Annotated in this window: 20 protein-coding genes; 3 read left to right on the forward strand and 17 right to left on the reverse strand. The window is 63.5% G+C overall.

From position 1 onward, the window contains the following. Positions 1-51: 51 nt before the first annotated feature. From gltB to M0534_RS11030, 10 genes are all read right to left on the reverse strand, one after another. Positions 52-4524 (reverse strand): glutamate synthase large subunit, encoded by a 4473-nt coding sequence (gltB, locus tag M0534_RS10985; protein ID WP_345894722.1) that lies wholly within the window; start codon positions 4522-4524, stop codon positions 52-54. A 522-nt stretch (positions 4525-5046) separates the two neighbouring features. Then, entirely contained in the window at positions 5047-6216 is a 1170-nt protein-coding gene (locus tag M0534_RS10990; protein ID WP_248568478.1) for a deoxyguanosinetriphosphate triphosphohydrolase, read from the reverse strand. Beyond that, positions 6213-7295 (reverse strand): 3-dehydroquinate synthase, encoded by a 1083-nt coding sequence (aroB, locus tag M0534_RS10995; protein ID WP_248568569.1) that lies wholly within the window; start codon positions 7293-7295, stop codon positions 6213-6215. Before aroB ends, M0534_RS10990 begins: the two co-directional genes overlap by 4 nt. Positions 7296-7300: 5 nt before the next feature. After that, complete coding sequence (gene aroK / locus M0534_RS11000; protein WP_248568479.1) at positions 7301-7831, reverse strand: shikimate kinase AroK; 531 nt, start codon at positions 7829-7831, stop codon at positions 7301-7303. Positions 7832-8059: 228 nt separating this feature from the next. Further along, positions 8060-9277, reverse strand: coding sequence for an Ig domain-containing protein (locus M0534_RS11005; RefSeq protein WP_248568480.1), 1218 nt, complete (start codon positions 9275-9277; stop codon positions 8060-8062). 84 nt (positions 9278-9361) lie between these two features. Continuing rightward, positions 9362-11506 carry a type IV pilus secretin PilQ gene (locus M0534_RS11010; protein ID WP_248568481.1) on the reverse strand — a complete coding sequence of 715 codons (2145 nt, stop codon included), beginning with the start codon at positions 11504-11506 and terminating at the stop codon, positions 9362-9364. A gap of 15 nt (positions 11507-11521) precedes the next feature. After that, entirely contained in the window at positions 11522-12082 is a 561-nt protein-coding gene (locus tag M0534_RS11015; RefSeq protein ID WP_248568570.1) for a pilus assembly protein PilP, read from the reverse strand. Further along, entirely contained in the window at positions 12082-12684 is a 603-nt protein-coding gene (locus M0534_RS11020; protein ID WP_248568482.1) for a type IV pilus inner membrane component PilO, read from the reverse strand. Before M0534_RS11020 ends, M0534_RS11015 begins: the two co-directional genes overlap by 1 nt. Continuing rightward, entirely contained in the window at positions 12681-13265 is a 585-nt protein-coding gene (locus M0534_RS11025) for a PilN domain-containing protein (protein ID WP_248568483.1), read from the reverse strand. The genes M0534_RS11020 and M0534_RS11025 overlap by 4 nt, the downstream gene beginning before the upstream one ends. Continuing rightward, a complete protein-coding gene (locus tag M0534_RS11030) occupies positions 13262-14329 on the reverse strand; it encodes a type IV pilus assembly protein PilM (protein ID WP_248568571.1) in 1068 nt (355 codons plus the stop codon). The genes M0534_RS11025 and M0534_RS11030 overlap by 4 nt, the downstream gene beginning before the upstream one ends. 246 nt (positions 14330-14575) lie before the next feature. Between M0534_RS11030 and M0534_RS11035 the strand changes: the two genes are divergently transcribed. Further along, complete coding sequence (locus M0534_RS11035; protein WP_248568484.1) at positions 14576-17056, forward strand: penicillin-binding protein 1A; 2481 nt, start codon at positions 14576-14578, stop codon at positions 17054-17056. A 144-nt stretch (positions 17057-17200) separates the two neighbouring features. After that, entirely contained in the window at positions 17201-17839 is a 639-nt protein-coding gene (locus tag M0534_RS11040; protein WP_248568485.1) for a hypothetical protein, read from the forward strand. A gap of 77 nt (positions 17840-17916) precedes the next feature. Here M0534_RS11040 and M0534_RS11045 read toward each other — a convergent pair whose 3' ends face one another. From M0534_RS11045 to M0534_RS11060, 4 genes are all read right to left on the reverse strand, one after another. Next, a complete protein-coding gene (locus M0534_RS11045) occupies positions 17917-19212 on the reverse strand; it encodes a citrate synthase (RefSeq protein WP_248568486.1) in 1296 nt (431 codons plus the stop codon). Positions 19213-19701: 489 nt separating this feature from the next. Continuing rightward, entirely contained in the window at positions 19702-19959 is a 258-nt protein-coding gene (locus M0534_RS11050; protein ID WP_248568487.1) for a type B 50S ribosomal protein L31, read from the reverse strand. A gap of 352 nt (positions 19960-20311) precedes the next feature. Next, the gene (locus M0534_RS11055; protein ID WP_248568488.1) at positions 20312-20839 is read right to left on the reverse strand and encodes a retropepsin-like aspartic protease family protein; all 528 of its coding nucleotides are present in this window, start codon (positions 20837-20839) and stop codon (positions 20312-20314) included. Between the two features lie 434 nt (positions 20840-21273). Beyond that, positions 21274-22707 (reverse strand): FAD-binding oxidoreductase, encoded by a 1434-nt coding sequence (locus tag M0534_RS11060; RefSeq protein WP_248568489.1) that lies wholly within the window; start codon positions 22705-22707, stop codon positions 21274-21276. A 40-nt stretch (positions 22708-22747) separates the two neighbouring features. On the opposite strand from M0534_RS11060, the gene dinB reads away from it, so the two are divergent. Further along, positions 22748-23848, forward strand: a complete 1101-nt coding sequence (gene dinB, locus M0534_RS11065; protein WP_248568490.1) for a DNA polymerase IV — start codon at positions 22748-22750, stop codon at positions 23846-23848. A gap of 12 nt (positions 23849-23860) precedes the next feature. Here the strand turns inward: dinB and M0534_RS11070 are convergent, their stop codons facing one another. The 3 genes from M0534_RS11070 to rdgB are packed head-to-tail and all read right to left on the reverse strand — an operon-like array spanning position 23861 to position 25801. Continuing rightward, complete coding sequence (locus M0534_RS11070) at positions 23861-24049, reverse strand: CPXCG motif-containing cysteine-rich protein (protein WP_248568491.1); 189 nt, start codon at positions 24047-24049, stop codon at positions 23861-23863. After that, on the reverse strand, positions 24039-25202 hold the full coding sequence (gene hemW, locus M0534_RS11075; protein ID WP_248568492.1) for a radical SAM family heme chaperone HemW: 1164 nt from the start codon (positions 25200-25202) through the stop codon (positions 24039-24041). Before hemW ends, M0534_RS11070 begins: the two co-directional genes overlap by 11 nt. Continuing rightward, the gene (gene rdgB / locus M0534_RS11080; RefSeq protein WP_248568493.1) at positions 25199-25801 is read right to left on the reverse strand and encodes an RdgB/HAM1 family non-canonical purine NTP pyrophosphatase; all 603 of its coding nucleotides are present in this window, start codon (positions 25799-25801) and stop codon (positions 25199-25201) included. Before rdgB ends, hemW begins: the two co-directional genes overlap by 4 nt. Between the last annotated feature and the right edge of the window lie 15 nt (positions 25802-25816).

Here is a 25816-nt window from a genome sequence, read left to right on the forward strand (position 1 = left end):
TTCGGGCGCGGCGTCACGGCCGCGCGATAAGCTTATCCGGCAAGCGTGGAACTAGGCCGCCGCGCGCAGCGTCTGCAGGATACCCTGCAGATCGCTGGCCTTCGGCTTGACCAGCCAGAAGCGGCGCAGGTAATCGCGGAAGTTGTCCAGGATTTCCTGACCCCATGCGCTGCCGGTCTCGTCCACGTATTCGCGGATCATCGCCTTGAGGTAGTTGCGATGGGCTTCCATCGGCTCCGATCGCACCCGGTGGATGTCGATCAGCTCGTGGTTGTAGCGATCCACGAACTCATTCTCCAGATCCAGCACGAAGGCGAAGCCGCCGGTCATGCCGGCGCCGAAATTAAGTCCCGTCTCGCCCAGCACGCAGACCACACCGCCGGTCATGTACTCGCAGCCGTGATCGCCAACGCCCTCAATGACCGCATGGGCACCGGAATTGCGTACCGCGAAGCGTTCGCCGCCGGTGCCGGCCGCGAACAGCTTGCCGCCGGTGGCGCCATACAGGCAGGTGTTGCCGACAATGGTGGTTTCACGGCTGTCAAAACTGCTGCCGGCCGGCGGGTGGATGATCAGCTTGCCACCTGCCATGCCCTTGCCCACGTAGTCGTTGGCGTCACCCTGCAGGTGCATGTGCAGCCCCGGCGCATTCCAGACACCGAAGCTCTGGCCCGCGCTGCCGCTCAGGCGCAGCACCAGTGGTGCGTTGGCCATGCCCTGGCCGCCGTGGGCCCGGGCAATCTCACCGGACAGGCGAGCGCCGATGGAGCGATTGAAGTTCTTCACCTCATAGTGGAATTCGCCACCGGTTTTCGCCTCGATCGACGGCAGGCAGTCGCGCACCATCTGCTCCGCAAGTTCGCCCTTGTCGAACGGCACGTTCTTCGGTTCCAGGCAATATTGCGGCTTGTCTGCCGGCACGCCGCCGTCGGAGAGCAGCGGTCGCAGGTCCAGCTGCCGCTGCTTGTCGGTCTGACCGGGCAGGATCTCCAGCAGATCGGTGCGGCCGATCAGGTCTTCCAGCCGGCGCACGCCCAGCCTGGCCATCCATTCGCGGGTTTCCATCGCCACGAAGCGGAAGTAATTGGCCACCTTTTGTGGCGTACCGATGAAGTGCTTCAGCCGCAGCACCTTTTCCTGCGTCGCCACGCCGGTGGCGCAGTTGTTCAGGTGGCAGATGCGCAGGTACTTGCAGCCCATGGCGATCATCGGCGCGGTACCAAAGCCGAAGCTCTCGGCGCCAAGGATCGCCGCCTTGATCACGTCCAGGCCGGTCTTCATGCCGCCGTCGGCCTGCACCCGGACCTTCTCACGCAGATCATTGGCACGCAGCGCATGGTGCGTCTCGGCCAGGCCCAGTTCCCATGGCGCGCCTGCGTATTTCACCGAGGTCTGCGGACTGGCGCCGGTGCCGCCGTCGTAGCCGGCGATGGTAATCAGGTCGGCATAGGCCTTGGCCACGCCGGCGGCGATGGTGCCCACGCCGGCCACGGAAACCAGTTTCACCGAGACCAGTGCCTTCGGATTGACCTGCTTCAGGTCGAAGATCAGCTGCGCCAGATCCTCGATGGAATAGATGTCGTGGTGCGGCGGCGGAGAAATCAGTGCCACGCCGGGGCTGGAAAAGCGCAGCCGGGCGATCATCTCGTTTACCTTGTGCCCCGGCAACTGACCGCCTTCGCCGGGCTTGGCGCCCTGGGCGACCTTGATCTGCAGCACCTCGGCATTGACCAGATAGTGTGGCGTGACACCGAAACGGCCCGAGGCGATCTGCTTGATCTTCGACATCCGTTCGGTGCCGAAGCGGGACTCGTCTTCGCCGCCCTCGCCGGAGTTCGAGCGGCCACCGAGGCGGTTCATCGCGATGGCCAGCGATTCGTGGGCCTCCGGCGACAACGCGCCCAGCGACATGCCGGCGGAATCGAAGCGCGGCAGGATCGATTCGATGGGCTCCACGTCATCCAGGTCGAGCGGGGCATCCAGGAGTTTCAGCTGCAGCAGGTCCCGCAGTACGGTTGGCTGCCGTTCGTTGACCAGCTCCGAGAACTCGCTCCAGGCGGCATAGTCGCCGGTTTCAACGGCGGTCTGCAGGGTGCGCACCACATCCGGGTTGTAGGCATGGAACTCGCCGTTGTGGATGAACTTGAGCAGGCCCCCCTTGCGCACATCACTGCGCACCGACCAGGCTTCAGTTGCCAGGGCCTGCTGGTCCGCCTCCAGGTCTTCGAAGCGGCTGCCCTTGATCCGGCTGACGGTGCCGGTGAAGCACATATCGACAATGTCGTCGGCCAGGCCCACGATTTCGAACAGCTGTGCGCCGCGGTAACTGGCAATGGTCGAGATGCCCATCTTCGACAGGATCTTGAACAGGCCCTTGTTGATGCCCTTGCGGTAGTTGGCGCGCAGGCGGTCGGCGGTGATGTCCTTGATCTGTCCACGGCGCAGCATGCCGCGCAGGCTGGCATAGGCCAGGTAGGGATAGACCGCGGTCGCACCGTAGCCGATCAGGACTGCAAAGTGATGCGGATCGCGGGCGGTGGCCGTTTCCACCACGATATTGGCATCGCAGCGCAGGCCCTTGCCGGCCAGCCTGTGATGCACCGCACCGGTGGCGAGCAGTGCATGCAGCGGCAGATAGCCTTCCTCGATGTCGCGATCCGACAGCACGATGATGGTCTTGCCGTCGCGTACCGCCTGTTCCGCCTGGTCGGCCACGGCCTGCACCGCCGCCTTTAGGCCCTGTTCCGGCTTGTACTGCAGGCTGATCACCGTGTTGGCGTAGTCGGGATCATCCTCGTTCAGCAGCAACAGGAACTTGGTCCGTGACAGCACCGGGGATTCCACCACCAGGCGCTTGGCGTGATCGACGGTTTCCTCGAACACGTTCTTCTCGGCGCCAAAGCAGGTTTCCAGCGACATCACGATCTGCTCGCGCAGCGGATCGATGGGCGGATTGGTAACCTGAGCGAACTGCTGGCGGAAATAGTCGAACAGCGACCGTTCCCGGGTCGAAAGCACCGGCAGGGGGGTGTCGTCACCCATCGAGCCCACCGCTTCCTGGCCGGCCTCGGCCATCGGTCGCAACACGGCGTCGTTCTCTTCCAGCGTCAGGTTGAACATTTTCTGGTAGGTGTCCAGAAAGTCCTCGCTGATCGGCGTGGCGTCCTCTTCCAGCTCGGTTTCCTCGAGCGTGGACTCCAGCCGTCGCAGATGTTCGTCCAGCCAGGCCTTGTAGGGCTGGCGGGTCTTCAGCCGGTCGTCGATCTCCTGCGGCAGCAGCAATTCGCCGGTGGCGGTATCCACCGCCAGCATTTCGCCGGGTTTCAGCCGCCCCTTGGCAACCACGTCTTCGGGCGCGTAGTCATAGACACCCACTTCCGACGCCAGCGTGATATGCCGGTCCCTGGTGATTACGTAGCGGGCCGGGCGCAAGCCGTTGCGGTCCAGCACGCAGGCCGCGTGCCGGCCATCGGTGAGCACGATGCCTGCCGGACCGTCCCACGGCTCGACGTGCATGGAGTAGTACTCGTAGAACGCCCGCAGATCCGCGTCCATGCCGTCGACGTTCTGCCAGGCCGGCGGAACCAGCAGACGCATGGCGCGGAAGATATCCATGCCGCCGGCCATCAGCACGTCCAGCATGTTGTCCAGGCTGCAGGAGTCGGAGCCGGAGGTGGTGACCAGCGGTGCGACCTCGCTCATGTCCGGAATCAGCGGCGTGGCGAATTTCGCTGCCCGGGCATTGGCCCAGTTGCGATTGCCCTGGACCGTGTTGATCTCGCCGTTGTGGGCGAGGAACCGGAACGGCTGGGCAAGCCGCCACTGCGGCCAGGTGTTGGTCGAGAAGCGTTGGTGGAACACACAGATCGAGGTCTGGATGCGCTCGTCATTCAGGTCCTTGTAGAACACCGGCAGGTTTTCCGGCATCACCAGGCCCTTGTAGGAGATGACCTGGGCGGAGAGGCTGGCGACGTAGAACACGTCGTCGCCGTCCAGGGCCTTTTCGGTACGTCGCCGGGCGATGAACAGGTGGCGCTCGAACAGGGCATCGTCCATGTCGGCTCCAGCCCGGATGAATACCTGTTCGATGCGCGGCAGCGTGGCCAGCGCTTCCTCGCCACAAGCCGATGTGTCGGTTGGTACCTCGCGCCAACCCAGGCGCTCCAGTCCCTGGCGTTCCAGTGCCTGGTCCAGGGTCGCGCGCGCCTTGTCGGCTGCAGCGTCGTTGTTGCTCAGAAATACCATGCCCACGGCATAGCGCTCGCCCAGGTCCCAGCCGTGGTCCGCGGCAACGGCGCGCAGAAACTGATCGGGCTTCTTGAACAGCAGGCCACAACCGTCGCCGGTCTTGCCATCGGCTGCCACCGCGCCACGGTGAGTCAGGCGGGCCAGGGAATCGATTGCGGTCGCCAGCACCCAGTGACTGGGCTGGTCGTCCATGTGGGCAATCATTCCGAAGCCGCAGTTGTCCTTCTCGAAGCTCGGCCGATACAGGGTCGGCCGCTCAGCATTCTCGTATCTCACGGGAAAAGCCTCTGCGTGATTGTTGCCATGATTCCGGTGGGGCGGGGCGCTACGCGGCGCCCGCAGGACGAGCGGCGGTGAACCCGCCCGTGGCAATGCAAACGGCCGCACAGTATAGCGATTCGTGGAAACACGAACAATCCGGGCATGCGGCCGTACTCCTTCTCGGTGCCACACCGCACGCCCGTTCAGGTCTGGAGCCGTGTTGGCGCGGATCCGGTCGGGGCGACAGGTTTCCACTGCGGAAACGCTGTGAACCCATCCGTGGGCGCTCGACGGCCGCGTCCCTGCGGCCGACGTTCCTCCGTGGAATGCCTGTCGCCCCGACCTAACGGTCTACCAACCGAAGAGGTCGTTTTCTGTTATCAGCGCGATCACACTTGGCCTGGGGGCGGGAGACGCAGTGGCGGGATGTCGGCCGCAGGGACGCGGCCGTCAAGCCCGCATGGATGCGTTCACGGTGGTCCCGCGACTGCGTCTCCTGTCCCTCAGGCTCGGAGTCGAAGCTGCATGAGCCGGGGGCTATGTCAATCGGCGGGGATTGAACAGGCGCTCATGCTCGTCGATGGCGAAGCGGTCGGTCATGCCGGCGATGTAGTCGGCGACCCCGCGGGCGCGGCCATGGTCGCCGTGTTCGGCCTCCAGCGCCTGGGTGCGGGCATGTTGCCGTGGCGGCAGCAGGGCGATGTCGGCGAACAGGGCCTCGAACAATTGCCGCAGCGTTCGCTGTGCCTTGGCCACCATGCGGTAGACGCGGTGATGCCGGTATAGCTGGTGAAACAGGAACTGTTTCAGCTCTGCCTGCTGCCGGTCCATGGCCGGGCTGAAACGGATCAATTGCTGACCCGCATCGCGAACCGCCTGCGGCGAGCCCGGGGCTGTTGTGCTGATGGCGGCGCGTGTGGTCTGGATGACATCGGCCACCAGTTCGCCGATCAGGCGCCGCACCATTTCGTAGACCAGCCGGCGGTCTTCCAGTCCGGGGTGGGCGGTGCGCACCTCGCGCAGCAGGCGTCCGGTCATTTCCAGTTGTTCGAGCTGGTGCAGCGTGATCAGCCCGGCGCGGAGGCCGTCGTCCACGTCGTGACTGTTGTAGGCGATGCTGTCCGCCAGGTTCGCCAGTTGTGCCTCGAGGCTCGGCTGGCTGCGATCAAGAAAGCGTCGTCCGAGCTCGCCCAGCTGTCGGGCATTGCTTGCCGAGCAGTGCTTGAGGATGCCTTCGCGGGTTTCGAAGCACAGGTTGAGCCCGTCGAAATCGGCATAGCGTTCCTCCAGCAGGTCGACCACGCGCAACGATTGCAGATTGTGTTCGAAGCCCCCGTACTCGCGCATGCAGTCATGCAGGGCATCCTGACCAGCATGGCCGAACGGTGTGTGGCCCAGGTCGTGCGCCAGGCAGATGGCCTCGGTCAGGTCCTCGTGCAGGCGCAGCGCACGGCTTATCGTGCGTGCCACCTGGCAGACCTCCAGCGTGTGGGTCAGGCGGGTGCGAAACAGGTCGCCCTCGTGATTGACGAAAACCTGCGTCTTGTACTCCAGCCGGCGGAATGCCGAGCAATGGATGATGCGGTCGCGGTCACGCTGGTATTCGGTGCGGTGCGCCGGTGCCGGTTCGGGGATGCGGCGCCCGCGGGAGCTGGCCACATCGCTGGCCCAGGGGCCACGACCGGGGGCGTCCCAGATCACGGTCATGCGGAGACGAAGTGATCCAGCGTCCGGCGCAGGCTGTCCATCGGTACCGTGTCGGTGACCACGGCCTTGCCGATGGCCTGCTGCAGGACCAGGCGAAGCCTGCCGCCCTCGGCCTTCTTGTCCACCGCCATCAGCTCCAGAAAGCGTTCTGCCGACATGCCGGCCGGTGGTGCGTCAGGGAGTCCGGCCCGGAGGATGAGCTGTCGCGCGCGCTCGAATTGCTGCTGGTCGATCCAGTCCATCTCCCGCGCCAGATGTGCCGCCATCACCATGCCCGCACCGACTGCCTCGCCGTGCAGCCAGTTGCCGTAGCCGCTGGCGGTTTCGATGGCATGGCCAAAGGTATGACCCAGATTCAGGATCGCTCGCAGTCCACCTTCCCGCTCGTCGGCGGCGACCACCTCGGCCTTGATGGCGCAGGAGCGCAGGATGGCTTCGGTCAGTGCGGCCTCATCGTGCTGCAGCAGGGATTCGACATGGTTTTCCAGCCAATCGAAGAAGCCTGCATCCCGGATCAGGCCGTATTTGATGACCTCGGCGATGCCGGCCGACATCTCGCGATCGGGCAGGGTGCCGAGGGTCGCAGTGTCGGCGATCACGCAGCGCGGCTGATGAAAGGCGCCGATCATGTTCTTGCCCAACGGGTGGTTGACCCCGGTCTTGCCGCCGACCGAGGAGTCCACTTGCGCCAACAGCGTCGTGGGTATCTGGATGAAATCGACGCCGCGCTGATAGCTGGCAGCGACAAAGCCGGTCAGGTCTCCGATTACACCGCCACCCAGAGCGACCAGCATGCATTTCCGGTCGAAGCGCCGTTCCAGCAGCCGGTCGTAGACCTGCTTGCAGATGTCCAGGCTCTTGTATTGCTCACCATCCGGCAGGATCACGCTGTCCACATCCAGGCCGTCCAGGCGCTGCAACAACCGTTCGAGGTACAGCGGCGCCACAGTGGTGTTGCTGACGACCAGAACCTGGCGGCCGCGCAGGTGCGGCCGGATCAGTGCGTCCTGCTCCAGCAGTCCGGCACCAATGTGAATGGGATAGCTGCGCTCGCCCAGGTCGACATGCAGGGTTTTCATCTCGCTCATTGCGTACTGTTCCGTTCTTCTAGGGTGCGCATGATCTCGCGCACCACCTGCTGCACGCCAGCCTGGTCCGTGTTGACAGTCAGATGCGCGGTTTCCAGGTAGAGGGGCCGGCGCTGCTCCATCAGATCGCGCAGACGGGCTTCGGGGTCCTCGGTCTGCAGCAGTGGCCGATTCCTGTCGCGTCGGGTCCTGCGAAGTTGCTCGGCAATGGATGTTTCCAGGTAGATGACCAGCCCCCGGTCCCGAAGACGGTGTCTTGTGTCTGCGTCCAGAATGGCCCCGCCACCGGTGGCGAGAACGCAGCGGTCGTTCCGGCTCAGTTCGTCGATCATTGCCTTCTCGCGGCGACGGAAGCCTTCCTCACCCTCGATATCGAAGATCACCGGGATATCAACCCCCGTGCGCCGCTCCAGTTCCTTGTCGCTGTCGCAGAACGCATAGCCAAGCGCACGCGCCAGCTGACGCCCGATGGAGGACTTGCCGGCGCCCATCGGGCCGATCAGGACAATGCGATCTAAGTTGCTCATTGCGCACGGATGGTAGCAGTCGGAATGCGAGTTCGGCAGCAAAACCTCAGCCAAAAATGTGACAGAGCCAAAGGCCTGCCGGATCGGTGACTGCGGCATTCAAGAATAATTTAGGAACAATTGATGCTCGGTTTTTTTAGCCCATGGCGCATCGGCATCAACGACGGGTCCTCGCATTTTCCTAATTGCAGCGAAGTGGCTCGCTCGCAACGCCTTCGGGCTCACACATTAGTCCACTTGAAGGGATAACGTCTCGGGCCCTGCTGTTGCGCCCGTGCCATTTTCATCTGTCACGGACACGCTGAATGGGAAGCTCCCCGTCTCTGTCGGAGTTCCGCTGATTACACCATTAGGTTGCAACTCCAAACCGTCTGGTAATCTTCCATCCGTGATTTCCCACCGTCGAATTCCAACACCCCCCTGACTCTGAAGGGCGGAAAGGTAAGCATCGCTCTCAAAGGCGTTCGGGATATCTGAATCAGTAGTGATGATTAGCAGGGGGCCAGTTCCATCGCCTTGGTCGTCAATGGTGACGCCATAAACGAAAGCCGGTGCGATGAAGTCGGCGGGGGCATTACCGCTGGTATCCATTGCCTGAACGCGTATACCTGCAATTCCGGGCTGTGACCCAGCGCGAAAGCTAAAGCTGACTCCGCCATTGGAGGTTTGAACGTCCAACTCACTCGTGTTCGAACCGTCACTTGCGATAAGACGGCTGTCTGATGTGAAGCCTCCATCGTCGACGATCGTGAGTCGAACGTTCGTATCTGACCCGCTGGGATTCGGTACACGATTGCCTTCTTCATCGACAACGAGCAGAAGAAAACTGGCGATGTCGCCGGCCGGGACGTTTCGAGGAACTGGGCCGAAAAGCGCGTAAGCCTGGGGCGTGCTGGAACCAGGCTGACCAACGCGAATCGTCGTACTGTCAGATAACGACACGTCATCGACGGTGGCCTGAGCTCGGAATGTTACGTTGCCAGCGACAAGTCCGGTGATCAAGAAATCAGCTCTCCCGGCAGCGCTTTCCACGGGCAATGTGGCAAAGGCTTCGGCACATTCACCATCACCCTCGATCTCACCGTCGTCTCCATCGCCATCGTTAAACTTGCCGAGTACTGCGCGACCACCCCCGTCCGAAAACGATACTCTGCCTTGAACTTCTGTCCCGTCAGGAATATTGCCGTCGCCGCCGTCACGGTCCAACCGGACGGAAATGACTTGAGTGAAAGGTGTAAGTCCGCAAGAAATGTTCCCACCTTGGGGCAGGACAGGGAGTGGAGAGCTCAACCCCTGAACCCGAAGTCTAAGTTCTGGTTGAAGAACATCCTGCCCACCACTGCTGCTGCTTCCTCCGAGACAGCCTGACAAGATGGCCGCGGACGCCATAAGAGTGCCCACTAATCCGAACTTGACATAGCGTAATGTGTTCTTATTTAACTGCATGATTGCCCCGTTGTGTTTGTTGGCAATTTTTTTAGTGGTTACGGCCTCGCGTCTGGCCGTCCGCTAACCGTCATCGCCCCGGCGTTACTGAACGCTACCGCCTGACAGGCTCTCGTCGAGAATTCGTGGCGTGACGAAGATCAGTAGCTCGCTGTTCTCGTCGATTCGTAGATTGCTGCGGAACAGCCAACCGATGCCGGGCAGGGATCCGAAAAACGGCACCCGGCTGACTTGCTGGCGGCGGTCGCGCTCGTAAATGCCCCCTAGTACGACGGTCTCTCCGTTTTCGACCAACACCTGGGTAGTGACTGACTGCGTGTCGATGCTGGGCACGCCGAGGAACACCTCGCCGATCGTGTCCTTGCTGACCTCCAGGTCCATGATCACACGGTTGTCCGGCGTAATCTGTGGCGTCACGTCAAGGGCCAGGACGGCTTCCTGGAACGAGACATTGGTGGCGCCGCTAGCGGTGGCCTCCTGGTACGGGATTTCCACGCCTTGCTTGATGCTGGCAGTACGCTGGTTCGAGGTGATCACTCGGGGGCTGGAGACAATCTCGCCACGGCCCTCGCTCTCCAGTGCGGACAGTTCAAGTTGCAGCAGTCGGTCGCCGATACGCCCGATCGCTAGACCGACGGCACCAGCCGGATCATTAACCGGAAGGTCGACAAGCTGGCCCTCCCGAAATTCCGTACCCGTAAGCAGCCCGGGAGAATCCGTTTCAGCCGGAAACCCGGTTCCCGGATCTGCGATACCACCAGGCCGTGTGCCGCCGATTACTGCACCGTCACCACGGCTCAACCGGCGCTGTGCACTGGCACCAAACCGAACACCCAGCTCGCGGCTGAAGTCGTCGTTCGCGAGCACGATGCGGGACTCGATCAGCACCTGACGCACCGGGATATCCAGGCGATTGATCAGCCGGCGGATCTCCGAGAGGTTGCTCTCGGTATCGCGAATGATCAGCGTGTTGGTACGTTCGTCGATGGTGACATTGCCGCGCTCCGACAACAGGGTCGCATCGGCCGATTGCAGCAGCGTCGAGATATCGCCGGCCTTGGCGTAGTTGATCTGGAAGTAGTCCGAACGCAGCGGTGCCAGTTCTTCCTCGTCACGGCGCGCCTGGGCATCCAGCCGCTCGCGTTCCGCGATCTCCTCGGCCGGGGCCACCAGCATCACGTTGTCGGTGATGCGCTTGTCCAGCCCCTGGGTGCGCAGGATGATGTCCAGTGCGTGGTCCCAGGGCACGTTCTGCAGGCGCAGGGTCAGGTTGCCGGTGACACGGTCACTGACAACGACGTTGAGGCCGGTGAAATCGGCGATCAACTGCAGCACGGCACGAACTTCGATGTCCTGGAAGTTCAGCGACAGACGCTCACCCGTGTACTCGGGGTCTTCCCGCTGGGCCCGTTCCTGCTCCGCCCGGGTCATGGGCTGGAATTCCACGGTAAAGACGTTGTCGGCCTGATAGCCCATGTGCCGGTATTCGCCCTCGGGTCGAATACGCATGACCACGTCGCGGCCGTCCTGGCGGGTGTCGATGGTGCGCACCGGGGTGGCGAAGTCCTCGACATTAAGCCGCCGCTGCAGGCGCTCGGGCAGCTCGGTGTCGCTGAAGCGGGCAACAATGTGATCGCCATCCCGGCGCAGGTCGACGTCGGTGGAATCATCGCTCAGTTCGATCACCACGCGACCGGCATTGTCGCTGCCGCGGCGGAAATCGATGTCCATCAGTTCACGGCGAGCGGTGCGACGTACAGCGTCATCGGGGTCGGTGCGCTGGACCAGGTCACGCTGCGCTGGCGCATCGCTGCGGTCACGCAGCGTGATCAGGAAGCGGTTGCCATCCAGTTCGGCGTCGTAGCGCATCATCTCGGAGAGCTGCAGCACCACTCGCGTGCGGCCGCCTGCCTCGGCGGTGTTGACCCGTTCGACGCGGCCCACACCGATGTCCACGGAGCGCTCGCTCAGTGCGTTGCGGGTGCCCGGAAAATCAAAGGTGATGCGGGCGGGGTCATCGACGCTGAAGCTACTGGGGCGAACGGGTTCGCCGTCCAGTTCGATGGCAATCTGCACCTCGTTGCCCGGCAGCGTGGTGTACTCGATATTGCTGACGGATGTCTCGGCCGCCGCGGTTTGCAGGCCGAACAACAGGAGTCCGATCAGAAAGATGAAGCGGAAGACCTGGCCCCTGGCCGCGCCGTTGGGTGCGAAGGTGACGCTGTTCATTGTTGTGCTCCCTGTCTACCGATCATCGCGCACGCTGAGCGCTGCTTCCCGTTCGGTCCAGGATTGTTCCCCGGTCCGAACCAGTTCCAGCACGTCGACGCGTCGCTCACTGATTTCCACGATGCGGCCGTGGTTCTGCCCAAGATAATTGCCTTCCCTGACGCGGTGTACCGTGCCCTGCGGATCCCGCACCAGCGCGAATCGTTCGCCCTCGCGTTCCAGCAAGCCTGACATGCGCAAGGAGTCGAGGGGGTATTCCTCCAGCGTTTCGCGGGGCCTGTCCGGATCCGGCCTCGGCCCTGACGCAACCTCGGTATCCCGTGCCTCCTCGCGGAAGCTGAGCTGGTTGAAGGGGTCACGGTCCGGGTCCCGCGGATAGACGTGGCTCGGCGGGTCCTCCGGCTCCTCGAACTGTTCCAGAGGTTGCGCCGGCCGCGCCTTGATCTCCGCGATGTAGCGTTCCAGATCGGCGGTTTCCTGAGAGCAGCCGGATAACAGCGTCAGCGAGCATATCAGCGTGACCGGGAATGCGACTCCGGAAAGTCTCGATTGACGGTTGTGCCGGTCAGTCCCCATCACGACTCGTCCTCGCCCTCGTCATCCAGATACCAGTAGGTGCGCGCCGTGGCGCTCATGGTCAATTCGCCGTTGTCCCCGCCGCGCCTGATTTCGACGTCGTGCAGCGTGACGATCCGGGGCAGGTTGGCGACGTCGCTGACAAAGCGGCCGAACTCGTGGAAACGGCCACGCACCCGGATCTGGATGGGCATTTCGGCATAGAAGTCACGACGGACGGAACTGCCTGGCCGGAACAGTTCGAACTCGAGTCCGGCGCCAAGGCCTGCCTGGGAGATGTCCACCAGCAGCGGCGGCACCTCGACCCGGCTCGGCAGCTCACGCAGCCGCGCCTCCAGCGAGCGCTCCATCTCGTCCAGCAATTCCTCGTAGGCGCCAAGGTTTGCCGCCCGGCCCTGCTTGGTCTCGAATTCGCCGCGCAACTGGGGTTCCTGGGCTTCGACGCGGACCAGTTGCTGCTGCTGATCCTGCCAGGAGAAGTACCAGCCTGCCGCGACCACCGCGGCGCAGACCAGCAGTGCTGCCAGGAACTTGATCACCGGCGGCCAGCTGCCGGTGTTGTTCAGGTCGAGTTCGCTGAGTTCGACGCCCTGAACCTTCATTCGGCGTCCTCCCCATTGTCATTCTCATCGCTTGTCAGCGGCGAGGTCTGTTGCGTCCGCAAGGTGAAATCGCTGAGCCGCAGGCCGTCTTCGCGGCGCACCTCGATCACGTCCAGCTCCGGATTGCGCAGCCAGTCCGATGCCTCCAGCCGTTCCATGTAGCTGGAGACGCGGGCGTTGGACTGGCCGACGCCGCTAAGGGTCAGCCGATCGCCCTGCTGTCGCAGCGAGTTCAGATACAGGCCATCGGGCAGGGTCAGCACCATCTCCTCGAACATGTGCACGATCTGGGGTCGGCCCCGCTGCAGATCCTGGATGACCTCCATGCGGGCGTTCAGCTGGTCGCGGGTCGCCTCCAGCTCGCTGATGCGGGTGATCTGCCGATCCAGTTCACGGATTTCGGCCCGCAGCATGTCGTTGCGGTTTTCCTGGTGCTCGATTTGCTGGTTGAGGTAGGTCAGACCCGCGAACCAGATACCGGCTCCTATCACCACTGCGGCACCGAGCATTCCCAGGAAGGCCTGCTGGCGGCGTCGACGGCGCTCCTCGCGCCAGGGCAAGAGATTGATGCGGGTGCTCATGCGTCGAAGCTCCTCATCGCAAGCCCGCAGGCAATCAGCAGTGCCGGGGCGTCTTCCACCAGCATTTGCGGGCGCACCCGGTTGGAAACGGACATGTTCACGAACGGATTGGCGATGAAGGTCGGAATCCCGGCCTGGTCACGCACCAGGTCATCGATGCCCACGATCGAGGCGCAACCGCCGGCAAGCACGATGCTGTCCACCGAGTTGTGCTGGCTCGAGCCGTAGAAGAACTGCAGTGCACGGGTGATCTGCTGCGCCATGGAATCCATGAACGGGTGCAGTACCTCGTCCTCGTAGCTGTCAGGCAGGCCGCCCTGGCGCTTGGCGCGTCCGGCGTCCTCGATCGACAGGCCGAAGCGGCGGCTGATTTCCTCGGTCAGCTGGCGGCCACCGAAGACCTGCTCCCGGGTGTAGATGATGCGCTGATTCTCGAACACGGAGAGCGTGGTCATGGTCGCGCCGACATCGACCACAGCGATGCGTTGTCCCTCGCCGCGGGCAGGCAGATCCTCCGCCAGCAGGGCAAAGGCGTTCTCGGTGGCGTAGCTCTCCACGTCGACGATCCGGGCCTTCAGCCCGGCGCCTTCGCAGGCATCGACGCGGGTGTCGACATTGTCGCTGCGCGAGGCAACAAGCAGCACCTCGACACTGTTCGGGTCCCGCAGGGCCGGCCCCAGAACCTGGAAATCCAGGCTCACCTCGTCCAGCGGGTGTGGAACATACTTCTCCGCCTCGATTTCGATCTGCGCCTGCAGGTCGTCCTCCGACAAGTCGGCCGGCATGTTCACGGTTTTGCTGATCGCCGCTGAGGCAGGAACCGCCAGCGCCACGTCCTTGAGCTTGGTTCGGGACCGCTTGACCGCACCGGCCACAGCCGCCGTCACCGCCTCGAGATTGGTGATGCTCTTTTCGATGACGGAATCCGTCGGCAGCGCCTCCACGGCATAACTCTCGACGCGGTAGCGCCCACTCTGACGCCGAATCTCCAGGAGTTTTACCGCTGTCGAGCTGATGTCGATGCCGAGCAGGGCCGTCCCTGACTTGCCGAACAAACCCACGATGTCGCGTCTCCCGAGCTGCCCTGACTCGAACGCCGCGGCCGGCGCCGTCCGAAACCTTATGAATCGTGTTTGTTGTTGCTGCCGCCTCGTAGCGTCATGCATGTCGCCTATCGGCAACAGCATCCCCATTTTCGGGAGCCGCAGCAGAAATACAAGCATTTTCCGCTGTATCCCCCGACTTCCCAATGACTTTATACTGTGAATTCAGCTCCCGAAACCGAGACTCCGTCGACAGAATCCCCGATCATGACCTGGTTTGCCCGCGCAATTGCCTATGTACTGGCAGCAATGCTGTCGCTCGTCGTGCTTGGCGCGGTGGCCGCGGCCGGCCTGTACCTGTACCTGGAGCCGCAGTTGCCTTCGGTGGAAACCCTGCGCGACATCCGGCTGCAGCAACCCCTGCGGGTGTACACGGCGGACGAGGAACTGATTGCCGAGTTCGGCGAGTACCGCCGCGAGCCGGTCGCCTACGAAGATATCCCGGAGCGCCTGCGAGATGCCTTTATCGCCGCCGAGGATGAAAATTTCTACTCCCACCACGGCGTGGACCCGGTCGGCATGGCACGGGCGGTGTTTTACCTGGTCCAGCATCAGGAGATCGGCCCTGGCGGCAGCACGATCACGATGCAGGTGGCGCGGAATTTCTTCCTGTCGCGGGAACAGACCTACCTGCGCAAGCTGAACGAAATCCTGCTGGCAATGCGCATCGAGCGGGAGCTCAGCAAGGAGCAGATCCTCGAGCTGTATGTCAACAAGATCTATCTTGGACAGCGGGCCTATGGTATCGGCGCGGCGGCGCGGATCTACTACGACGCCGAGGTCGACGAGCTCGATCTGGCACAGATGGCGATGATTGCGGGGCTGCCGAAGGCGCCGTCGTTTGCCAACCCCGTCAGCCGGCCCGAGCGCGCCCTGCAGCGGCGCGCTTATGTCCTGAGACGCATGCTTGAAACCGGTGTGATCTCCCAGGAGGAGTTTGCCGAGGCCAGCACCGCGCCGGTAACGGCCACCGTGCACCGCGACGAACGTCCGGGCGTCAATGCCCCGTTCGTCGCCGAGATGGCCCGGGCGTATGCGGTGGAACGATTTGGCGACGATGCCTACGTTGACGGCTACCGGGTCTATACCACCATCGACAGCCGTCTGCAGCGCGAGGCGGATCGGGCGCTGCGCGACAATCTACTGGCCTATGACCGGCGTCATGGCTACCGTGGTCCGGAGGCCGAGTTCGATCTGGATCAGCACGCCGACGAGGAGGCATGGGACCGGCTGCTTCGCGACTTCCGCCGGATGGCGCATCTGCGGCCCGCGCTGGTGATCGACGTGGATGAATCCGGCGACCGGGCGCGTCTTTATCTCGGCCGCGGGGATTACGGCGAGCTTGATCTGGATGCGGTTCGCTGGGCGCGGCCGTACATCAATGAATCCGCGGTTGGTGATCGTCCGTCATCGGTTGCCCAGGTGCTGTCACGCGGTGACCTGGTGCGGGTCTATCCGGAGCAGGTCGAAGCCGAAGGCGACGACGAGGAGCCGCAGCAGGTGCTGCGCTTCTCCCAGGTGCCGGCCATCGAGGGCAGCCTGATCAGTCTGTCGCCGGCCTCGGGCGCAGTGGTGGCACTGGCGGGCGGTTTCGATTTCGGACGCAGTCAGTTCAATCGCGCGGTGCAGGCCCAGCGCCAGCCCGGCTCGGCATTCAAGCCGTTCATCTATTCGGCCGCACTGGAGCGTGGTTTCTCGCCCGCTTCGGTGGTCAATGATGCGCCGATCGTGGTCGAGGATGATTCGCTGGATCGCAGCTGGCGGCCGGAAAACTATAGCCGGCGCTTCTACGGTCCGACGCGCGTGCGTGAGGCGCTGGCGCAGTCACGCAACCTGGTGTCAATCCGGGTGCTGCGGGACCTCGGTATTCCCTACGCCTCCGAGTTCATGGAGCGCTTTGGTTTCGACGCGGAACGCATGTCGCCGGGCTTGTCGCTGGCACTGGGCAGTGCCGAGGTGACACCGCTGCAGCTCACCGCTGCCTATGCGGTGTTTGCCAACGGCGGCTACCGGGTTGACCCGTACCTGGTCAGCCGGATCGAGGACTCTGACGGCAACCTGGTGTTCCGCGCCGTGCCGGCCATGGCCTGTGAAGACTGTGCGGTGGTGGATACGGACACCGCCGAGGACACCGTTGCCGAAGGCAGTGCCGAGGAGAATGCGGACCCGCTCACGCAGCAGTTCCGGCCCGCGGAACGTGTGTTGCCGGCAACCAATGCGTTCCTGATTACAGACATGATGAAGGACGTGATTCGCAGCGGCACCGGGCAGCGTGCACGGGAGCTCGGGCGCAACGATATTGCCGGCAAGACTGGCACCACCAATAACCTGCGTGATGCCTGGTTCTCCGGGTACAACCGGCATCTGGTCACCACGGCCTGGGTCGGCTTTGACCAGTCGCAGAACATGGGACGGGGTGAGACCGGAAGCCGCGCGGCCCTGCCCATGTGGATCGACTTCATGGGTGTTGCGCTGCGCGATATACCGGAGGAGTCGCCGCTGCGGCCCTCGGGTCTGGTAACCGCCCGGATCGATCCCGAATCCGGCTTGCTGACCAGTGCCGACAATCCCCGGGCGATCTTCGAGTTGTTCCAGGAAGGCGCTGTGCCTGACCGCGAGGGCCGGAGTGATCGGACGGATGGAGGCCCTGGGAGCTCCGATCGCGGGCGTTCCGAGCCGTTGTTCTGACGGAGCGGCAGCCGTGCCGGCCTGGTCGTTCAACTGGCTTGGTGGTGCCGGGTGAACCCGCCGGGACGCGCCAGCAGACCGGTTTCCAAGGCTTCGAATTGTCAATTCCATCACGGGGTTGGCACCCCAGGAGGATTCCCCATCATGGCCAAGCAGGGTGCGCCCCGTGACCAGCGGATGCGGCAGCGTCTGATTCAGGAATGCGCGCGAATCATGGTCGAGGAGGGCGTCCGGGACTATCTGGTGGTCAAACGCAAGGCCGCCGACCGGCTCAACGCCCCGGGGACCGAGAACATGCCGCGGAACCGCGAAATCCAGGAGGCGGTGCTGGATTACCAGCGACTGTTCCGCGGCGACAGGCATGCCAGTCACCTGCGCGAATTGCGTGAGGCGGCGCTGGAAGCCATGCAGTTCTTCGCCGCGTTCCGGCCGCGTCTGGTCGGCTCGGTGCTGGATGGCACCGCCAGTGACTGGTCGGACGTCAACCTGCACGTCTTTGCTGACACGCCGGAGGACGTCGCGGTCTTCCTGATGGATCGCGGGATACCGTTCGAGACGGCGGAGCGCCGACTGCGTTTCAATCGGGACGACTGGGAGTTCTACCCGGTCTACCGATTCATGGCCGGTGACGTGCCGGTTGATCTGACGGTCTTCTCGGGCGGTGGCCTGCGCCAGGCTCCGAGAAGCCCGGTGGACGGGCAACCGATGGACCGGGCGAATCGGGACGCGGTTCGGCAGTTGCTGAACGGTGAACCGGAACTGCTGGTCCCGCCGCCGGGCTAGACGGCAGCCGCGGCCCCGGCGGTTAAGGCCATAAAAAACCCGGCCCATTCCAGCCGGGTTTCCCTTCCGGTTTCCGTTTAGCGTTTCACTACCGGAACGTAATCGCGGCGGGCGGCGCCGGTGTAGATCTGCCGTGGGCGCCCGATACGCTGTTCCCCGTCTTCGGTCATCTCGGCCCACTGGGCAATCCAGCCCGGCGTCCGGCCCAGTGCGAACATCACGGTGAAGAACTGGGTCGGGATGCCCAGTGCCTTGTAGATCAGGCCCGAGTAGAAATCGACATTCGGGTAGAGCTTGCGCTCGACGAAATAGTCGTCCTGCAGCGCGATTTCCTCAAGCTTGATCGCCAGTTCCAGCTGCGGATCGTCGGCCATGTTCATGGCATGCAGGACTTCGTGGCAGGTCTTGCGGATGATGGTCGCGCGGGGATCGTAGTTCTTGTACACCCGGTGACCGAAGCCCATCAGCCGGAACGGATCATCCTTGTCCTTGGCCTTGTCGATGTAGTGCGCGACGTTACGCACATCGCCGATTTCCTCCAGCATGCGCAGCACGGCCTCGTTGGCGCCGCCATGGGCGGGCCCCCAGAGTGCGGCGCAGCCCGAGGCGATGGCAGCAAACGGGTTGGTGCCGGTGCTGCCCGCCAGGCGCACGGTCGAGGTGCTGGCGTTCTGTTCATGATCCGCGTGCAGGATCAGCAGCTGGTCCAGTGCCTTCTCCGCCACCGGATTGATCTCGTAATCCTCGGTCGGGCGCGAGAACAGCATGTTCAGCAGGTTGCCGGAATAGCTGAGGCGGTTTTTCGGATAGACGAACGGTTCGCCGACGAAATGCTTGAATGCCGCACCGGCGATGGTCGGCATCTTGGCGATGATCCGGTGGGCGCACAGTTCACGGCTTTCCGGGTCGTTGATGTCGATGCTGTCGTGGTAGAAGGCAGACAGCGAGCTGACCACGGCCGTCAACATGGCCATCGGGTGAGCGTTGTAGTGAAAGCCGTCAAAGAAGTCCTTGAGACTCTCGTTGACCATGGTGTGCTTGGTGATCGAGGCCGTGAACGCGTCGAGTTCGTCGGCAGTCGGCAGTTCCCCGTAGAGCAGCAGGTGGGAGACTTCCAGGAACGTGCTGTGTTCGGCCAGTTGTTCGATGGGGTAACCGCGATACAGCAGCACACCCTCGTCGCCGTCGATGAAGGTGATATCGCTGCGGCAACTTGCGGTGGAGGTGAAACCCGGGTCGTAGGTGAAGTAACCGAATTCCTTGTAGACCGATTTGATATCGATAGCGCCCGGACCGTGGGTCCCTTCCTTGACCGGAAACTCGACGCTTTTTCCGGAGGTGTTGTCGGTAACCGTCACAGTATGCTTGGACATAGATGCTCTCCTGTCTCCCCCGGGCAAAACCAAATGAAACACGATGTCGGCCCGGGAGGCCGTCCAGTTTGTTCGAACGCGGAACCGGTTCGTATCTGATCGCGTTTGCGTCAGCGCTGCGCAGACCGGTCGGCGGACGGCTGGCAAGCCGTGGGCGGGACTGGCAACGAATCCGCTGCGTCTCGCCGGCTACCACGACCGCTACCCGTGGCAATCAATGCGCTGACACCCCAATTGACGGACAGTGCTGCCGAATACCTTCGCAGATCATCCGACTGAAGCCAGGCCGTGAACGGCCGGAGTCGCATTGTGTACGATGCAGCGCACAAAAAAAAGCTTGGGCCCGTGCGCAGCCTCACCGCCTCGGCAAGTTACTGCGTGACCGGGTGAATTGCCAGGCGGGCCTGGTCTGTCATTGACTGGCTGGCGGGTATCCGGCAAAAAAAAACCGCGCCGTGGCGCGGTTCTTCGGGTCGCATCGTGCGGAGCTTACTTGCTCTTGCCCATGCGGCCGTATTTCTGCTTGAAGCGATCAACCCGGCCACCGCTCTGCAGAACGCGCTGCTTGCCGGTGTAGAACGGGTGGCTCTTGCTGGAGACCTCGACCTTCACCAGGGGGTATTCATTGCCATCTTCCCAGGTGATGGTTTCCTTGCTGCGGATCGTCGACCGCGTCAGGAAGGCGAAGTCGGAGGCGATGTCCTGAAACACGACCTCGCGGTACTCGGGATGGATGTCAGCCTTCATCGGTAAATACCCTGGATTTGTGTCTGCCGCCAAAAATGAGATCGCGAAGTGTACAAGTGCGATACCGGGCAGGCAAGGCCTGTCTTAAGGAAACACTGATTCATTCGCACGTCTGCGTTGGAGTCAGCATTTTCTCCGAGGCAAGGCGCGCTGCGCAGCGCCGCAGTGATTCTGCGGTCAAGCAGCGCAACACAGCCTTCGGGAAAAATGCGGCCCAAGTCGAAGACCCCGGCCGGTTTTGGCCCCTGGCGGCGTTGCGCCACCGGCCCGGTAGCTACCGCTACCGAACCGGCACCGCGCCTTGCCAGATGACCAAGCCCGGTCTCGGAGCCCCATGTCGATTGATTGCCCGTTAGTACTGCGTCAGGGTCAGTACGCCCCGCGATTGACGAAAATCCAGGTCTCCGAGGAAGCTCATGCCGAGCAGGATTTCCTCGCCGTCCATGTGCGGATTGATGGAGCCGCGGATATCGCGTTGCTCCAGGTCGCCCAGTGTGACGCGGGACAGCTCGGTTGCGTAGGCGGTGACCATGCCGTTCGCAGTCCGGTACTGCATGGGTGGTCCGCGTTCCAGGCCGATTTCCCGGGCCACTGTCTCCGGGATCGAGACATCGCTGGCGCCGGTATCGAGCATGAAAGTCACCGCATGGCCGTTGATCGTGCCCTCGGCGACATAATGGCCCGCTCGATTGCGTTCGAGACTGATCTCGCGTGCGCCGTCGCTGGCGATCACGGTCTGGATGTTCCGGTTCGGGTTGTCCTGCCGGTCGAGCCAGGCATCGAAGCCCAGCGCCAGGACGGCGGCCACGGCACCCCACATGCCAAGCAGCATGAGGCGGCCGAGCAGATTGCCGGATGATCTGGAGCGTCGCGCGGTCATTTCTGGAGTATAAACACGGGCCCTGCCGAGGGCACGGGTTAAGGAAACGCTGATCTATTCCCGCGTCTGCGCCTGAGACCGGTTTTGGTCATCTGGCAAGCCGCGGTGCCGGTTCGGTAGAGGCGTAGGGTGGGTCAAGCGAAGCGGACCCACGCAGTGTGATCTGTTGGCGGGACAACAAAGTTGTTCGAACAAACAAGGTGTTCGGACAAAACCAGGACCGGAAAAGGTATTGGCGGCGGCGGTGACCGAGCGCGGGCTGGCACCATGGTAACGGATCACGCCGCGTGCATTCGCTGCGCTTAATGCACCCTACGCTTCGTGCGCAGCGCACCTTGCCTCGGAAAAAAGCGGACTCCAACGCAGGCGCTCCGCGAACCGGCCTCAACGACTTCCGAAATGCCACAGCGACGGCCCTGTCTGAAAACTGAACACTATCCCTTAACCACTTTCCCCGGATTAAGGATGCCCCTGGGGTCCAGTGCTTGCTTGATCGACCGCATCAGGTCCAGTTCGACGTCGGACTTGTAACGGTCAAGGGCGTCCAGGCGGAGTTGGCCGACGCCGTGCTCGGCGGCGATCGAGCCGCCGAGTGCATCGACCAGGTCGAAAACCAGCCGGTTGCACTCGGTTTCCCGCGCCAGGAATGCATCGCGCCCGCAGTCGGCCGGCTGGCTCAGATTGAAGTGCAGATTGCCGTCACCGATGTGGCCGAAGGCACAGATCCGGAGACCCGGAATCAGGGCTTCCAGCGCGGCTTGCGCCTGCGCCAGAAACTCCGGAATGCGCGAGACCGGCACGGAGATGTCGTGCTTGATGCTGGCACCGTACCGAACCTGACCCTCCGGAATGCTCTCCCGCAGGCGCCATAACGCAGCCGCCTGCGCCATCGAGTCGGCGAATACCGCATCACTGACCGCGTTGGCCTCCAGCGCCTCGCCCAGGGCCAGCTCCAGCGCCTCGCGCAACGCGGTTCCGGTGCCCGAACTGCTCGCTTCCACCAGCAAGTACCAGGCATGGGCGGAGTCGAACGGGTCGCGACAACCGGGCACGTGGTGAAGGGACATTTCCAGACTGGCGCGGCTCATGAGTTCACAGCCGGTCAGGGCGTCGCCGCTGGCCTGACGCAGTTGTCCGAGTAGCTGCACCGCCTGTGTGGGCGTTTCCACGCCAAGCAATGCGGTGATGGTTGTTGCTGGCCGGGGGAAGAGTTTCAGCACCGCCGCCGTGATCACGCCCAGCGTGCCCTCGGAGCCGATGAACAGGTTTCGCAGATCGAAACCGCTGTTGTCCTTGCGCAGGCTGCGCAGGCCGTCCCAGATGCGGCCGTCGGCCAGGACCACCTCCAGCCCCAGGGTGAGATCGCGGGCGTTGCCGTAGCGCAATACATTGGTGCCGCCGGCATTGGTCGCCAGGTTGCCGCCAATCTGGCAACTGCCTTCCGAGGCCAGGCTGAGCGGAAACAGCCGATCAATCCGTTGTGCGGCGGCCTGCAGATCCGCCAGCACGCAGCCGGCCTCGGCGGTCAGTGTACCGTTGTCGGCGTCGATGTCCCGGATCCGGTTCATCCGCCGCAGGCTAAGGATGACCTGCGTGCCGGAGGTATCGGGCGCGCCGCCGCCGACCAGGCCGGTATTGCCACTCTGCGGCACCACCGTGATGCTTGCGTCGTGGCAATGCCGCAGAATCAGCGCCACCTCGCCGGTTGAGCCAGGGCACAGCACGGCGGCCGCGCGGCCCTGATAGCGGCCGCGCCACTCCTTCAGGAATGGTGCCTGTCGCTCGCCTTCAATCCAGACTTGCGGCTCCAGGCTGGAGCGGAGTGCCTCCAGTGCCTGCCGGCGGTCTTGTTCGCGGCTGTCGCTCATGGCTTCATTGTGCCATCAGCTCACCGCGTCAGCAGGCCCCATGGCATCCGAACAGCCCCTCCAGCGCAAGATCATCCATGTGGACATGGATGCCTTTTACGCTGCCATAGAGCAACGCGATGATCCGGCCCTGCGCGGGCGGCCGGTGGTTGTCGGCGGCAGTCCGGATGGTCGTGGCGTGGTTGCAACCTGCAGCTATGAGGCGCGCCGTTTCGGTATCCATTCGGCGATGCCGGCGGCGCGGGCGATCCGCTTATGTCCGGATGCCGTGTTCCTGCGGCCGCGGTTCACCGTCTATCGCGCTGTGTCGCGGCAGATTCAGGCACTGTTCCGGGACTACACAGACCTGGTCGAACCGCTGTCACTGGATGAGGCCTACCTGGACGTGACCTGCAGCTCGCGGTTTCAGGGCTCGGCAATCCGCATCGCCCGCGACATCAAGGCGCGGATCCGCGCCGAGACAGGGCTGACGGCGTCGGCCGGCGTGTCGTACAACAAGTTCTTCGCCAAGCAGGCCTCGGATCTGGAGAAACCGGACGGCCTGACCCTGATCCGGCCGGAGCAGGGTGCCGGTTTCATTGCCAGTCTGCCGGTGGGTCGGATTCATGGCGTGGGGCGTGCCACCGAACGGCGCATGCATGACCTCGGCATTCGTACCGGGGCCGATCTGCGGCGCTGGTCGCTGGCGGAACTGCAACAGACCTTTGGCCGTCGCGCCGGCTACTATTACGGCCTTGCACGGGGCGTCGACGAAAGGCCGGTGCGGGGCGAGCGGATCCGAAAGTCGATCGGTGCCGAGCAGACCTACCCCGCTGATCTGCGAGACCGCACCGCGATGTGCCAGGCGCTGGTGCCCCTGGCCGAGAAAGTGGCCACGGCGCTCGATGCCCGCGAGCTACAGGGGCATACGCTCACCCTGAAGGTGAAGTTTTCGGATTTCCGGCAGATCACGCGGGCGCGCAGCCGGGCGTTGCCGTGGCGGAACGCGGTCGACATGCTGCCGGTCGCCGAGGCCTTGCTTGGCCAGACCGAGGCCGGCGAGCGGCCGGTGCGATTGCTGGGGCTGAGCGTCTCCTCGTTGCAGCCGCGGGAGGAACGGGTCGCCGAACAGATGACCCTGGCCTACTCCGGCGATCGCTGACCGGGTTGCCGTTCATTCATCGTCCCGGCGCACATGCAGGCTCGTCAGATCGCCGTCGGCGTCAACCTCCAGCAGAAACTCGATCGGGCTGCAGCAGACCTGGCAGTCCTCGATGTACTGCTGGCTGCCGCCGCTGGCGTCGACCAGGGTGTCCAGCGCTTCGCCGCAATAGGGGCAGTGGATTGTTACCTCATGCAGCATTGCCGTCGTCCGGCAGGAACTCGGCCAGGATCGTGTCCAGATGATCGCGGCCCAGTCGTGTTGTCCGGTAGCGCGCGCCATCCGTCTGCAGCAGGCCATCCTCCAGCAGGCGATCCAGCACCGGTCTGACCAGCTCGAAATCCAGGCCCGTTCGCTGGCTGAACAAGGCAACCGGGAAGCCGGCGTTGAGCCGCAGCGCATTCATCATGAATTCCAGTATCCGGTCATCCGTCTGTAGTCGGCGCGGTTCTACGTCGGCGGTTCCCCGGGCCATGCGCGCCATGTACAGCGCCGGAACCTTGACCTTGCGGTAGCGGTGGATGTTACCGGCGGAATCCGTCAGTTTGCCGTGCGCGCCGGCACCTGCGGCCAGGTAGTCGCCGAAACGCCAGTAATTCAGATTATGGCGGCACTGCCTGCCCGGCCGCGCGTAGGCGGAAATCTCGTATTGCGCCAGCCCGACGGCCTGTAATCGCCGTTGACACTGCAACTGCATCTCGGCCCGGGTGTCCGGGTCCGGCAGCGCGGGCGGTTTGGCAAAGAAGACCGTGTTCGGCTCCAGCGTGAGCTGGTAATGCGATAGGTGGTCGGTGCCGAGGGCCAGTGCCTGATCCAGGTCGGCAAGAGCCTGGTCCAGGCTTTGTTCGGGCAGGCCGTACATCAGATCCAGGTTGATCGCCGAAAACCCGGCCTCACGCGCCGCATCGACGGCGTCCAGTGCCTGGCTGCGATCATGGACCCGGCCCAGGCGTTGCAACAGCGCGTTGTCGAAACTCTGCACGCCAAGCGACAGGCGGTTGACGCCGGCCTCGCGGTAGCCCCGAAAACGCTCGGCTTCGGCGCTGCCCGGGTTGGCCTCCATTGTGATTTCGGCACCAGACTGCAACCGGGGCAGCAGTGCCGTGAGCACGGATTCAATGGCTGCAACCGGAAACAGGCTCGGGGTGCCGCCGCCAATGAACACCGTGTCGATCAGTCGTCCATCGGCTCTGGCCAACTCCAGTTCGAGGTCACGCAACAGTGCCTGCAGGTAATCGTCGTAGGGGGGTGTGTCGCCGGCGGCATGCGAATTGAAATCGCAATAGGGGCATTTGCGCGTGCACCAGGGCAGGTGCAGATACAGTCCGAGTGGCGGCAGCTCCACTCCGGTCACCCGCGGCGAAGTCCCGGGCGCAGGCGTTCCAGCAACTGGCGTAGCGCCTGGCCGCGGTGGCTCAGTCGGTTCTTGTTGTCGGGGTTGAGCCTCGCGGCACTACAGCCTTCGGCCTGGATGTAGAACAATGGGTCGTAACCGAAGCCGCCGCTGCCGTCCGGTGCGGTAAGAATGCGTCCTTCCCAGGTACCCTGACAGATGATCGGCGTGGGATCGTCGGCATGTCGCAGCAGCGCCATGACGCACTGAAAGCGGGCGGTACGCTCCTGCTCCGGTACGCCGGCCAGTTCCGCCAGCAAGAGTGTGTTGTTGTCGCGGTCGGTTGCGGACTCGCCGGCATAGCGCGAGGAGTAGATACCCGGTTCACCGTCCAGTGCATCGACCTCCAGGCCGGAGTCGTCACCGATGGCCGGCAGGCCGGTGTGGCGGCAGGCATTGCGGGCCTTGATCAGGGCGTTCTCGACAAAACTGAGCCCGGTTTCCTCGACCTCGGGTACGTGGAAGTGGCTCTGCGGCAGCAACGCCAGGCCCAGCGGTCGCAGCATGGCCGCGACCTCCTCCGTCTTGCCCGCATTGTTGCTTGCGAAAACGATACGCATCGCGTCAGCGTTTCC

The organism is Methylonatrum kenyense (assembly GCF_023195885.1).
In the GTDB taxonomy this organism is placed as follows: domain Bacteria; phylum Pseudomonadota; class Gammaproteobacteria; order Nitrococcales; family Aquisalimonadaceae; genus Methylonatrum; species Methylonatrum kenyense.